Source organism: Streptomyces sp. NPDC054887 (assembly GCF_053610585.1).
Genome location: NZ_JBSGYQ010000034.1, coordinates 55,916 through 68,753 on the forward strand (window position 1 = coordinate 55,916; position 12,838 = coordinate 68,753).

At 72.4% G+C, this 12,838-nt stretch carries 12 protein-coding genes; 5 read left to right on the forward strand and 7 right to left on the reverse strand.

Translation table 11 applies throughout. From position 1 onward, the window contains the following. Positions 1-92: 92 nt before the first annotated feature. Positions 93-2,921, reverse strand: coding sequence for an AAA family ATPase (locus ACWGH0_RS20375; protein WP_453405573.1), 2,829 nt, complete (start codon positions 2,919-2,921; stop codon positions 93-95). A gap of 412 nt (positions 2,922-3,333) precedes the next feature. Between ACWGH0_RS20375 and ACWGH0_RS20380 the strand changes: the two genes are divergently transcribed. Further along, the gene (locus ACWGH0_RS20380) at positions 3,334-4,224 is read left to right on the forward strand and encodes an AfsR/SARP family transcriptional regulator (protein ID WP_453405574.1); all 891 of its coding nucleotides are present in this window, start codon (positions 3,334-3,336) and stop codon (positions 4,222-4,224) included. 153 nt (positions 4,225-4,377) lie between these two features. On the opposite strand, the gene ACWGH0_RS20385 is transcribed toward ACWGH0_RS20380, so the two are convergent. From ACWGH0_RS20385 to ACWGH0_RS20400, 4 genes are all read right to left on the reverse strand, one after another. Then, positions 4,378-5,271 carry an ROK family protein gene (locus tag ACWGH0_RS20385; protein WP_453405575.1) on the reverse strand — a complete coding sequence of 298 codons (894 nt, stop codon included), beginning with the start codon at positions 5,269-5,271 and terminating at the stop codon, positions 4,378-4,380. A 273-nt stretch (positions 5,272-5,544) separates the two neighbouring features. After that, the gene (locus tag ACWGH0_RS20390; RefSeq protein ID WP_453405576.1) at positions 5,545-5,928 is read right to left on the reverse strand and encodes a winged helix-turn-helix transcriptional regulator; all 384 of its coding nucleotides are present in this window, start codon (positions 5,926-5,928) and stop codon (positions 5,545-5,547) included. Between the two features lie 14 nt (positions 5,929-5,942). Then, entirely contained in the window at positions 5,943-6,698 is a 756-nt protein-coding gene (locus ACWGH0_RS20395) for a thioesterase II family protein (RefSeq protein WP_453405577.1), read from the reverse strand. Then, positions 6,695-7,138, reverse strand: a complete 444-nt coding sequence (locus ACWGH0_RS20400; RefSeq protein ID WP_453405578.1) for a type II 3-dehydroquinate dehydratase — start codon at positions 7,136-7,138, stop codon at positions 6,695-6,697. Before ACWGH0_RS20400 ends, ACWGH0_RS20395 begins: the two co-directional genes overlap by 4 nt. Between ACWGH0_RS20400 and ACWGH0_RS20405 the strand changes: the two genes are divergently transcribed. From ACWGH0_RS20405 to ACWGH0_RS20420, 4 genes are all read left to right on the forward strand, one after another. Continuing rightward, complete coding sequence (locus ACWGH0_RS20405; protein ID WP_453405579.1) at positions 7,137-7,271, forward strand: hypothetical protein; 135 nt, start codon at positions 7,137-7,139, stop codon at positions 7,269-7,271. The genes ACWGH0_RS20400 and ACWGH0_RS20405 overlap by 2 nt on opposite strands. 236 nt (positions 7,272-7,507) lie before the next feature. Beyond that, the gene (locus ACWGH0_RS20410; RefSeq protein ID WP_453405580.1) at positions 7,508-8,677 is read left to right on the forward strand and encodes a DegT/DnrJ/EryC1/StrS family aminotransferase; all 1,170 of its coding nucleotides are present in this window, start codon (positions 7,508-7,510) and stop codon (positions 8,675-8,677) included. Then, a complete protein-coding gene (locus ACWGH0_RS20415; RefSeq protein WP_453405581.1) occupies positions 8,674-9,849 on the forward strand; it encodes a Gfo/Idh/MocA family protein in 1,176 nt (391 codons plus the stop codon). The genes ACWGH0_RS20410 and ACWGH0_RS20415 overlap by 4 nt, the downstream gene beginning before the upstream one ends. Beyond that, on the forward strand, positions 9,842-10,555 hold the full coding sequence (locus ACWGH0_RS20420; protein WP_453405582.1) for an HAD-IA family hydrolase: 714 nt from the start codon (positions 9,842-9,844) through the stop codon (positions 10,553-10,555). The genes ACWGH0_RS20415 and ACWGH0_RS20420 overlap by 8 nt, the downstream gene beginning before the upstream one ends. 87 nt (positions 10,556-10,642) lie before the next feature. Here the strand turns inward: ACWGH0_RS20420 and ACWGH0_RS20425 are convergent, their stop codons facing one another. Further along, positions 10,643-11,689 carry a 3-dehydroquinate synthase family protein gene (locus ACWGH0_RS20425; RefSeq protein WP_453405583.1) on the reverse strand — a complete coding sequence of 349 codons (1,047 nt, stop codon included), beginning with the start codon at positions 11,687-11,689 and terminating at the stop codon, positions 10,643-10,645. A gap of 67 nt (positions 11,690-11,756) precedes the next feature. Next, positions 11,757-12,563, reverse strand: a complete 807-nt coding sequence (locus ACWGH0_RS20430) for a hypothetical protein (protein ID WP_453405584.1) — start codon at positions 12,561-12,563, stop codon at positions 11,757-11,759. Positions 12,564-12,838 lie beyond the last annotated feature (275 nt).

Consider the following 12,838-nt stretch of genomic DNA (forward strand, 5'->3'; position numbering starts at 1 on the left):
CGGCGGTGGCCCCGGCGGCCGGGGGCGGGGGCTCACGTCGCGTGCCCCGCCGCGCGGCGGGGCGGTCCGCCTGTGCGGACCGCCCGGCCCTTTCACGCTTCGCCGCCGGCGCCCACCGCCTCGACGCCGCTCATCGTCAGTTCTATCGGCAGGTCCTTGCGGCAGGTGACGCCCAGCTTCCGGTAGATCCGGGTGAGGTGCTGCTCCACCGTGCTCGGCGTGATGAACAGCTTGGCGGCGATGTCACGGTTGGTGTAACCGCCCACCGCCAGTGCCGCGACCCGGCGTTCCGAGCCGGTGAGCAGCGTGCTGTCGGTGACCGCGGGGTTCGCCCCGGCCGGCTCGTCGCCCTCGTCGCCGAAGGACAGCAGCGCCTCGCTGAGCGGCGCGGCCCCGCACAGGGTGACGAGGTGGCGGGCACGGCGGGCGTGGGTCCTGGCCCTGCGGTTGTCGCCGAGTTCGGAGTACGCGTCGCTGAGGTTCGCCAGCACCCGGGTCTGCTCGTAACGGTCGCCGCACTGCTCGAACAGGTCGAGCGCCTCGGTCAGCATCTGCGGGCGCCGGCCCACCGGCCCGCCGACGGCCAGCACGCGCAGCGCCGCCGCCCTGGTCCTGGCACCGCTGTTGCCGGGCCGCCCCAGCTGGTCGTACGCGAGCCGCGCGGCCTGCTCGCGGTTGCCGAGTTCCAGCCACGCCTCGGCGGCGCTGGTGCGCCACGGCACGACGCCGGGGACGTCGATGCCCCAGGCGCGCATCCGCTCCCCGCAGGCGAGGAAGTCGGCGAGCGCGGCGTGGTCGTGGCCGGTGGCCAGGTGGAACTGGCCGCGCGCGTGCAGGTAGTACAGCCCGTACCGGGTCTGGAACATGGCCTTCGGCACGGCCCGGGTCAGATACGACTCGGCCTCGTCGTACTGCCCCATCCGCGTGGTGGCGAGGACCAGGGTGCTCAGCGGGGCGCCGAGGGCGACGCCCCACGCGTTGGGCGCCACATGGCTCAGGGCGAGCTGCGCGTGGTCGACGGCCCGGGAGAGGTCGCCCTGGCGGACGGCCGCCTCGGCGCGGGCCGACGACAGCAGACCCATCCAGGTCGGCGAGTACGGGGTGTGCCCCTCGGTCAGCAGCCGGTCGCACCAGGCCCCCGCGTCCGGGCGGTCCGCGTTGAGCAGCACGCTCAGCGCGAGCAGTGCGGGCTCCTCGGGCCAGGTGATGTCGTAGCTCGGGCCCCGGTCCTTGAGCACCTGTTCGGCCCGCTGCACGACGTCGTGGCTGCGCCCGTTGACCAGGGCGTCGGCCAGCAGCGCGGTCGGCCGGCACCACGGGTCGGCGGGTTGCGCGGCGGCGTCGGCCGGCAGCGGCGCGCGGGGCTTGCGGCCCCTGCGGGCCAGCGTCGGGTGGGTCCACGCCAGCCACTGCTCGGTGTCGTGCAGCAGGGCCGCGACCTCGCCGTGCGGTTCGAGTTCCGTGCCGCGCAGCCGCTCCAGGAGCTCACCGGCCTCCGTGGTGCGCCCCTGCCACAGGAGTTGGCGGACGAGGTCGACGGTGTGGGCGGGCGCGAGGTCGCCGTCACGGGCCGCGGTGACGAGCGCGGCCAGGTGGTTCTCGGCCGTCGCGGGGTCGGACAGGCGCCGTACCTGGACCAGCCGGGCCTCGATCGCGGCGTGCTCGGCCGCGGGTTCGGGGCGGGCGCGCAGGGCCGCTTCGAGGGCGGCGGCGGCGCGGTGCGAACGGCCGGCGATGAGTTCCTGTTCGGCCGCCTCCAGCAGGACGTCGACGCTCCAGGCGGCGGCCGGGCGGTCCGCCTCGACCAGCAGCGCGGCGGTCTCCGGCGCCGGGCAGCCCTGTTCGTACAGGAGCTCGGCGGCCTTGATCCGCAGGGTCGTCCGCTCGTCGGCCGGGAGATCGTCCAGGATGCTCTGGCGGGCGACGTCGTGGCGGAACGCGAGGCCGTTGACCAGTCCGGCCGCCGCGAGGGTACGCAGCGCCGACTCGGCGCGGGCCGGGTCGATGCCGGCGATCCTGGCAATCCGGTCGGGCCTGGCGGAGCCGCCGAGGACCGCGAGGGCTCGGGCGGCGGCGGCCACCGGCGGGTCGACCCGGCTCGTCTGGCGCAGCACCGCGCGCCCGTACCCCTCGCGGCGGACGCCGCCGGTGGCCCGGTGGTCGTCCAGCAGCGCCGTCAGGAGCAGCAGGTTGCCGCCGGCCAGGGAGTGGAACTCGGGGGCGAGGCGCTCCGCGCTCGGCCGGTCGAGGTGCGCGGCGAGGAACCCCGCGACGCCCGCCTCGGTCAGCGCGGCCAGCGCCATGCGCCGGGCGTGCGGCTGGTCGAGCAGTTCCGTACGGAACATGGGGCGGCCGTCGGGGAGTTCCGAGTCGTCCGTCAGGACGGCCATGACCCGGGTGGAGCCGGTCCGCCGGGCCAGGTACAGCAGGCAGTCGAGGGACAGGCGGTCGGCGTGCCGGACGTCGTCGATCGCGAGGAGCACGGTGGCGTTCTGCGCGAGTCGCAGCACCGCACGGGTCACGTCGGCGAGGACCCGGGCGAGTTCGGGACCGATGACCGTCTCGGCCGCACCGCCCTGGGGGCGGTACGTGCCGGAGCCGGCGGCGGGGTCGGTGGCCCGGGTGGCCGCGGCCCTGCTGAGGAGCTCCTCGAACTCGGCGGCCGTCTCGTCCGGGACGGGGGCGCTGCGCAGCAACTGCCCCAGTACGCCGAACGGCAGGGCGTGTTCGGCACGGGAGCAGGCGGCGCGCAGGACCAGGCCGCCGGTGCGGGACGCGTGGGCGGCGACCCGGTGCAGCAGCTCCGTCTTGCCGCTGCCCGACGGGCCGTCGAGCAGGATCACCTTGCCTTTCCTGGCGTCGCATTCCATGAGCATGTGTTTCAAATGCATTGCCTGCTCGGCACGTTCGACCAGTTCCACTGGCCACCTCCCGTTTCGACAGGTCCAAAGGATTCGAAAGCCGCTGCTCGAGCCGGTTTCCCTTGGCCCTCGGCATGTGGCGGCACTTCGGAAGCTAGCAACCCCTCAGGGGTGACGGGTTTTCCCGCGTCCACTGGGCGGCAACTGGGCGCCCATCGGGTCCCGGGAGCGTCATCGCCGGGCTCCACAGGGGCTGTTGTGACGCTTCCAGGCGATCTTGAAGCGGCCCCGACGGCCGTCAGGGGCGCCCAAGATCGGAAGTGCACAGCGTTGACCTGCGGGTATGTAGCGGTCGCAAGTCCGAGCGATTCAGGCGTCTTTGAGATTGACAAACCGGTCGCTGGGTTTGTTTACTGTGAGGGGTGGTACGGCGGTAGCGTCCGCACCTCGACTTCGGCTGGAGTGAGCCAGCGTGCGATTCGAATTGCTCGGTCCCTTGAACGCATTCTCGAACGACACCCCCATTAATTTGGGAGGCTTCAACCAGCGCGCCACTGCGGCTTTTCTCCTGCTGCACGCGAATGAAGTAGTACCGACCAGTAAACTGATTCACGCCCTGTGGGGATACGACCCGCCGGCGACCTCGCGGAAAATGGTGCAGAACGCGGTGTCGGGTCTGCGGAAGGTCATCGAGCGGCACTCCGGCCCCCAGGGGGCCGTCACCCTCACGACCAGCCCGCCCGGCTACCGGCTCGGCATCGAGCCCGAGAACTTCGACCTGGGCCGGTTCCGGCGCCTCGTGGAGCAGGGCGGAGCCGAACTGCGGGCGGGGCACAAGGAGCCGGGGCTGGCGCAGCTGCGCGCGGCGCTCGCCCTGTGGCGCGGGCCCGCGCTGAGCGACCTCACCGAGGCGGGCATCGCCTGGCCCGAACTCACGGCCGTCGCCGGGGTGCGCCTGGCGGTCTTCGAGGACTGCGCCCGCGAGGCCCTGAACCAGAACAGGCACCACGAAGTCCTGGGCGAGCTCCAGGAGATGGCCGCCATGGAGCCGGCGGGCGAACGGATCTGCGGGCTGCTCATGCTCGCGCTGTACCGCTGCGGCCGTCAGCACGACGCGCTCGCCGCCTACCAGCGCACCCGGAGCACCCTCCTCGACAACTTCGGCCTCGACCCGGGGCGGGAGCTGCGGGAGCTGGAACTCGCCATCCTCAATCAGGACCCGGCCCTGGCCCCCGACTCCGGGCCGCGCTGGGCCACCCGTACGATTGCGCGCCCCTCGGCCGCCCACCGGTGCAGCAGGCTCAGCGCCACCGGCGCTCCGGGCGGCCGGGCGCGGCCGGCGTACCGGCGCGGCTACGCATGACAGGCGGCGCCGGAGATCCCGGCGCGGGCGCGTGACGGCCCGACGGCCGGTGGGTCCCCCTGCGGCGGTGTGGGCTCGGGGCTCCCGTCGCGGTCAACGGCTCGGCTGGCGCGCGGCTGGGCTCCCGGTGCCGTCGGCGGGGCTCCCGTTCGGTCAGTGCGTCGTACCCCCGGCCAGCAGCATCGCCCCGTCCAGAGAGGACAGGCCGCCGAGCGCCGCCGGGCGGACGCGGATCGCGGGACCGGCCGGACGGGCCAGCCCGCCGGCGTGCCGGGCCACCGCCTCCACGTAGCCGGGCAGTCCCGCCGCGAAGCCGCCGCCCACCGTGACGAGCCGGGGGTGCACCAGCTCGGTCAGGCTCACGACCGCGGTGGCGAGCGCCTCGGCGCTGTCCGTCACCACGCCGGCCGCCCACGGCTCACCGGCCAGCCAGGCGGTGCGCAGTTCGGTGAACTCGACCGTACGGCCGAGGCGTTCGCCCGCCCGCCGCAGGACCGCGCGCCCGGAGGCGACGGACTGGACGCAGCCGCGCCGCCCGCAGTCGCACCGCTCCCCCGCCCGGTCCACGATCACGTGGCCCACCTCGCACGAACCGCGCGCGGCGCCCGGGCAGATGCTGCCGTCGAGGACGATGCCGCCGCCGATGCCCGTACCGACGCCGAAGTGCACCAGGTCGCGGCAGCCCGCCGCGTCCGCCTCGGCGAGCGCGGCGAGGTCGCCGTCGTCGGCGGTGCGCACGTCGGCTCCCGGCAGCAGGGCCGTCAGCCGCCGGCGCAGGTCGAGGCCCTGCCACGAGGGCCGGTTCGGCCATCCCCGTACGCGCCCCGAGGCGTCCAGCGTCGCGGGCACCGCCACGCCCACCGCGATCACCGGGTCCGCCGGGGCGTCGTCCAGCGCGGCGACGCCGGCTGCGAGCACGTCCATGTCGGCGTCCACTCCGCCGGTGTCCGGCCAGTGGAACACGGTCTCCCGCCGCTTCCCCGTACCGGCCGGCGCGATGCGCAGCGCCACCTTGGTGCCGCCCACATCGATTCCCAGATGACTCATGCGTTCTCCCGGCCCGGACCCAGTGCGGCGCAATCCGGTCGCACGGAGGGGTGCGTAGGGGGTTCTTGACCGGATTGCGCGGCTCTTACATTCGAATTCAATATTTCGCCTGCCGAAGGTGGATCTCATGCATTCGACGGACACAGCCACTGCCGACACCCCGCAGCCCGCGGAGCTGTCCACGGAATCCCGCGACGGGGATCGCGCGGAAGAGAGCGTCATTCCAGAACCGGTCGGCGAGGTGCTGAGGGTATTTCTCGGAAATCTGCGCGTTCAGGCGGCGGCGCGGACGCGATAGGCGCTGCGGGCCGCTTCGAGGGACGCCAGGTTGTGCTCCGCCCAGGCCGTGAGGGGCGCCAGGGAGTCGAGCAGTTCGCAGCCCATCGGGCTGAGTACGTACTCGACCTTCGGCGGGACCGTCGGGTACACCGTGCGGACCACCAGCCCGTCCCGCTCCAGGTTGCGCAACGTCAGGGTGAGCATGCGTCTGCTGATCCCGTCCAGCGAGCGCTCCAGTTCGGTGAAGCGTCGCGGTCCGCGCACGGCGGACAGGATCCGCATCGTCCACTTACCGCTCACCCGGTCGAGGATCTCCTCCAGCGGGGCCGCTTCATCTCGTACCAGCCGCGTGAGGGGGGCCGCGTCTCGCAGGGACATGAGCAGACTGCCTTTCAGTGCATAAGGCGTTCGAGGGTCGTCTGGAAGAGGCCGGTCAGGGCCTCCTGGTGGTCGGCGAGGTAGAAGTGGCCGCCGCCGAAGACGCGGAGGGAGAACTCGCCGTCGGTGTGCCCCGCCCAGGCGTGCATCTCGTCGACGGTGACTCTCGGGTCGCTGTCGCCGACCAGTGCGGACACCGGGCACGTCAGCGGCCGGCCGCCGGAGTGCCGGTAGCCCGCGACGGCCCGGAAATCGCTGCGCAGCACGGGCAGGGTCAGCCGTACGAGTTCCTCGTCGAGGAGCATGGCGTCCTCGCTGCCGCCGAGCACCCGCATCTCCGCGAGGAGGGCGTCGTCGTCCAGCTCGTGGAACCGGTCGTCCCGTACGGCGGACGGCGCCCGCCGGGCGGAGACGATCAGCACGGCCGGCGGGGCGCCGCCCGCTTCGAGCCGCCGCGCGACCTCGTACGCCACGGTCGCGCCCATGCTGTGCCCGAACAGGGCGATGGGACCCGCCCAGGGCATCAGCGCGTCCGTCACGCGGTCGGCGAGGGCGCCGATGTCCTCCACCGGCGGCTCGTGCCTGCGGTCGTGGCGGCCCGGGTACTGCACGGCGAGCGTCTCGATGTGGGGACCGAGCGCGGCGGACAGGGGGTGGAAGTAACTGGCCGCGCCGCCGGCGTGCGGCAGGGCGACGAGGGTGATCCGGCGGTCCGGCTTGGGGTGGTAACGCCGTATCCACTGCTGGGTGCAGGTCACCGCGGCCTTCACACGGACTCCCGTGCGGCGAGGGCGAGCAGGGCGCGGGCGCCCAGCCGGTAGCCGAGGGCGCCGAGGCCGACGACCACGCCGGAGGCCAGGGGGGCGAGGACGGACTCGTGGCGCCACTGCTCGCGGGCCCACACGTTCGACAGGTGCACCTCGACCCAGGGCCGCGGGTAGTTGGCCAGGGCGTCGCGCAGGCTCCAGCCGGCGACCATCAGCGCACCGGGGTTCACGATGGCGCCGACGGTGTCGTAGTTGTCGTGGACGGCCCGGACCAGGTCGCCCTCGGAGTCATGCTGGATCGACACGACCTTCCAGTCGGGTCCGGCGACCTCCTCGCGCACGGCCTGCGCTATGTCGGCCAGGCTGTCGGTGCCGTACACCTCGGGCTCACGTTGCCCGAGGATTCCGAGGTTGGGACCGTTCAGCAGGAGTATCGCGCTCATGACTCACCTCGCACTCGGTTCAGGATTCGCGGAACTGGCGGAACTGGCGGAACTGGCGGAACTGGCGGAACTGGCGGAACTGGCGGAACTGGCGGAACTGGCGAACTCGGCACACTTCAGGGTTTCCCCCTGAAGGTTGTATCAGCTGCGCTATTGGCGGGGGTATTCACAGGCCCCCGCACCCCGAAGTAAGGGGGGTAACAGTGGGACCCGTAGGGGATGGGAACGGATGTGGTCCGCGCGCTAGCGTGATATTCCCCGGATGAGAATGCGCCTTTGTCCGAGCGGTTCGCCGGAACAGTACCGGGCCCTCTCGGAACATTTCCAGACTCTCCGGGCCGCATTCATCCCCAAAGAGAATGGACCGTCATGAATGATCGTGCGCAGCAACTGCTCGCGGACCTTCCGAAGTGGCCGCAGTACGGAGACGAGGAACGCGCGGGTCTGATCCGGGCCCTCGAACAGGGCCAGTGGTGGCGCATGGGAGGCAGCGAGGTCGACTCGTTCGAGCGCGAGTTCGCGGAGCGCCACGGTGCGCCCTATGCCCTGGCGGTGACGAACGGGACCCACGCGCTCGAACTCGCCCTCCAGGTCCTCGGGGTGGGGCACGGCACCGAGGTCATTGTCCCCGCCTTCACCTTCATCTCCTCGTCGCAGGCCGCGCAGCGCCTGGGCGCCGTCGCCGTCCCGGTGGACGTCGACCCGGACACGTACTGCCTCGACGCCGAGGCGGCCGCCGCCGCGGTCACCTCGCGCACCCGCGCCATCATGCCGGTGCACATGGCGGGGCACTTCGCGGACATGGACGCCCTGGGCAAGCTGTCCGCCGACACCGGTGTGCCGCTGATCCAGGACGCGGCGCACGCCCACGGCGCGGAGTGGCTGGGCCGCAAGGCCGGCGAGCTGGGCTCGGTGGCCGCGTTCAGCTTCCAGAACGGCAAGCTGATGACGGCCGGCGAGGGCGGCGCCGTCACCTTCCCGGACGAGGCGACGTACCAGGAGGCGTTCCTGCGGCACAGCTGCGGCAGGTCCCGCACGGACCGCAAGTACTTCCACGAGACCTCGGGATCCAACTTCCGGCTCAACGAGTTCTCCGCCGCCGTGCTCAGGGCCCAGCTCGGCCGTCTCGACGAGCAGATCGCGGTGCGCGAGCAGCGTGCGCCGCTGCTCGCCGGGCTCCTCGCGGAGATCCCGGGCGTGGTGCCGCAGGCGCGGGACGAGCGGGTCACCGCCAATCCGCACTACATGCAGATGTTCCGCCTGCCGGGCATCGCGGAGGAGAAGCGCAACGAGCTGGTCGACGAGCTCGTGGCGCGGGGTGTGCCGGCCTTCGTGGCGTTCCGCGCGATCTACCGCTCGGACGGCTTCTGGGAGAACGCGGCGCCCGACGAGACCGTCGACGAGGTGGCCCGCAGGTGCCCCAACACCGAGGCCATCAACGCGGACTGCGTCTGGATCCACCACCGCACCCTGCTGGGCTCGGAGGAGCAGATGCACGCCGTCGCCGAGGTCGTCGCCGACGTGGTCGCGCGGACGTGAACGGCCCGGTGGGCGTGCGGGGACCGGACGGCCCTCCGGTCCGCACCAGTGTGGTGGGCCTCGGATGGGCCGCCAAGTCCATCTGGCTTCCCCGGCTGCGCCAGCACCCCTCGTTCGCCGTGGCCTCCGTGGTGGATCCCAATCCGGCCGCTCGGGCGGAGATCCCCCAGGACAGGGCGGGTACGCGGCTGCTGGACGACGTCTCCGAGCTGAGCAGGGACGGCACGGACCTGGCTGTCGTGGCGGTGCCCAACCATCTGCACAGCACGGTCGCGTGCCGGCTGCTGCGGATGGGCATCCCCGTCTTCCTGGAGAAGCCGGTGTGCCTGAACTCGGCGGAGGCGGAGCAGCTCGCCGCCGCCGAGCAGGCGGGCGGCACGGTGCTGCTCGCGGGCAGCGCGGCCCGCTACCGGGCCGACGTGGTGGCGCTGCGGCGGGTGGTGCGCCAGGACCTGGGGGAGCTGCGGCACGTGGAGCTCTCGTGGGTGCGGGCCCGTGGCGTGCCGGACGCCGGCGGCTGGTTCACGCAGCGGCAGTTCGCGGGCGGCGGGGCGCTGGTGGACCTCGGCTGGCACCTCCTCGACACGGTCGGCCCGATCCTGGGTCCCGTGGGGTTCGACCAGGCCGTGGGAACGGTGTCGGACGACTTCGTCAACGACCGTTCCTCGCAGGCGGCCTGGCGCGAGGACGCCCCGAAGGACGCGGGTTCCGACGGTGACGTCGAGGACACGGCGCGCGGCTTCCTGGTGACCGAGGACGGCGTGTCCGTGGCGATACGGGCGAGCTGGGCGTCCCACGAGCCGTACGACGTGACCCGGATCCGGGTCGACGGCAGTGCCGGGAGCGCCACCCTGACCTGCACCTTCGGATTCAGCCCGAACCGGCGCAAGGGCTCTTCGCTGGTCCTGGTGCGGGACGGGGTGGAGACCGGGGTGCCGCTGCCGGAGGAGGAGATCGGGGCGGAGTACCTCCAGCAGCTCGACGAGCTGCCGGGGCTGCTCGCGGACCCGGCGTCGCAGGGGCGGACCGTCGACGAGGTCCGCCGCACCATCGCGGTGATCGAGCGCATCTACCGCTCGGCCCGCAGGGCCAGGATCGGCGCGCGCTCCACAAGAGCGGCCCGCCCGGTGCCCTACTCGACCCTACTCAACACGGAGGATCACCATGCCTGACACCCTCAGGGCTTCCGCGTATCCGGTGCCGATACCGGGGACCGGTTTCCGGGCGGTCGTCTTCGACCTCGACGGGGTGCTCGTCGACAGTTACGAGGTGATGCGGGAAGCGTTCAGCGTCGCGTACCGGGAGGTCGTCGGCGCCGGGGAGGCCCCGTTCGGGGAGTACAACCGGCACCTCGGCCGGTACTTCCCGGACATCATGAAGATCATGGGGCTGCCGCTGGAGATGGAGGCGCCGTTCGTCCGTGAGAGCTACCGGCTCGCGTCGCAGGTGCCGGTCTTCGACGGCGTCCCCGAGATGCTGCGCGAGCTGCGCGGGCGCGGTATCCCGCTCGCGGTCGCCACCGGCAAGGCGGGCGACCGGGCCAGGGCGCTCCTCGCGCAGCTCGGACTGGCCTCCATGTTCGAGACGATCATCGGTTCCGACGAGGTGGCGCACCCCAAGCCCGCCCCGGACATGGTGCGGCTCGCCGTGTCCGTGCTCGGCGCGCGCCCCGAGGAGACGGTGATGATCGGGGACGCGGTGACGGATCTGCAGAGCGCGCACGGCGCCGGGGTGGCCGCGGTGGCCGCGCTGTGGGCCGGTGTGGACGAGGAGGCGCTGCTCGCCGCGGGCCCGGTGGCCATCCTGAACCGCCCCGCGGAGGTGGTGTCGTTCTGCGCCACGTCCGGGCGGACGCTCGCCGGTGGCGTGGCATCGTAACTGCTCCGCTCCTCCCCCCACCCATGCGAAACGGCCCGGACGATGCCGCGTCCGGGCCGTTTCGCGTGCGGCGGCGCCGCACCGGCGTCAGTCGTACGGCCGGTCCTCGACCGGCATCGCCTCCAGCGTGCGCAGTACGACGGGTTCCGGGACGTCGCGTACGAGCTCGGCGCCCGTCGGGCCGTCCAGGACGAAGGCGAGGCCGCCGTCGGCCTTCTTGTCGCGCCGCATGTACCGCACCAGTTCGTCGTGGCCGACGCCCGGGGGCAGGCCGACGGGCAGCCCGTACCGGGCGACGACCGAGCGGTGCTCCTCGACCCGCGCGGCGTCGATCCGGCCGAGCGCGCCCGCGAGCCGGCCGGCGAACACGGTGCCGATCGCCACCGCCTCGCCGTGCCGCAGGCGGTAGCCGGTGGCGCGTTCCAGGGCGTGGCCGAGGGTGTGGCCGTAGTTGAGCAGGTGGCGTACGCCCTGGTCGCGTTCGTCCTTGGCGACGATCGACGCCTTCAGCCGCACGCTGGCGGCGATGCGCTCGGCGAGCGGCAGGTCGTACAGTCCCTCGGCTCCGATGAAGTGGCACCGGGCCAGCTCGCCGTACCCGTTGGTCCACTCCCGCTCCGGCAGGGTGCCGAGGAAGTCGGTGTCGCACAGGACCGCGCGGGGCTGCCAGTACGCCCCGACGAGGTTCTTGCCCTCGGGCAGGTTCACCCCGGTCTTGCCGCCGATGCTGGCGTCGACCTGGGCGAGGAGGGTCGTCGGCAGGTGGATCACCGCCATGCCACGGTGGTAGAGGGCGGCCGCGAGGCCCACGGCGTCGGTGGTGGTGCCGCCGCCGCAGGAGATCACCACGTCGCCGTGGTGGAGGCCGAACTCGGCGAACCGGCTGCACAGTTCGGCGACGGTGGCGAGGGTCTTGTTCGTCTCGCCGTCCTGCGCCTCCAGCCACAGCGTGTCGATGCCGAGCGGCGGCAGGAGTCCGGCGGGGCGCGCCGAGACGACGACGGCGCGCCGCGCGCCGGTGTCGCGGACGATGTCGCGGAGCCGGTCGCGTACGCCGGCGCCGATGTGCACGGTGTACGCGCGGTCACCGAGACCCACTTCCACCTGGTGGTGGGGTGCGACCAGAAGGCTCATCGGGGGCTCCTTTCGTTCGTGCGGTGGGGCCCGCTCCGGTCGTGCCGGGGCGGGGCCAGGGCGGCGCTCATGCGGTCTGGAGCCCGGCCGAGGGCACCGCGATCGGCTGGATGTCGGCGCCGGAGGAGTCGAGCACCGCGCGGACCGTACGGGCGGCCATGGCCTCCGTGACGGCGGGGATGCGCAGCCTGCGGTGGGTGAGGTGCGCGTGGTCGAAGAGCAGGTAGTTGACCGGCGCGCCCTCGGCCGCCCAGGAGTTGGCCGTACGGCGCAGGGTGCGCAGGTAGTCGTCCCAGCGCCGGGCCGTCTCGCCGCCCATGGCGGGCAGCCCCTCGGCGAGCGCGCCGGCCGCCGGACCGCCGCGGTCTCTCAGCTCGGTGCGCTGCGCGGGGGTGAGGCCCTCCGTCCAGTGCTGCCAGCACTGGAAGAGGAATCCCTTGCGCGCCGCTTCCGGGATCAGCGCCACGATGTGCCGCAGATGCCAGATGGTGAAGGCGAGCTGGGCGTTGTACGGCGCGACCGGTTCGCGCGCGACGGCGAGTGCGAGTTCACTGGACGCCATGGCGACGTCGTCGTGAAATTCGATGTCGCAGGCCAGCGGGTGGTGCGGAACGCCTTCCCGCATTTCCTCGACGACCGGCGGATTTCCGTACGGAGACACTTCCTTGAGCAATCGGGATTTCACTTCGCGCAGATGCGGCTCGGACGAAGTGGCCCACAGTCCGATCTCGGGGTTCTTGCCCAGCTCGGTCCAGTGGAGGAACCACCGGCCGGCCCCGTCGGCGGCACGCAGGTCGCGTACCAGCTCAAGCAGGCTTTCCGGCGGTTCGGGGCGGGTGATGCCGGCGCTGCCCGTCCCGTGGGGGGCGGACACGCGTGCGTGGATCCAACGGTGCGTCATATCGGGTTACCTCAGTTCGTCACCAGCGGGGATGCCCGGACTATTGCTCTGACGACGCGGGCGCGATTGAATGCTAGGCCCGGCCGATAATTCCCACTATTGGGCGGCGCACCCTACCTTCTCCGCACCCGAAGTCAGGGCCCTATTAGGGGGGTCGACTGGGGTTACGGGCACGTCGGCAACAACGAGAATGTTGTCCTGTAGAGCGAGCTTCAGGAAACAGATTCGCAAAGACGTAATTCATTGTT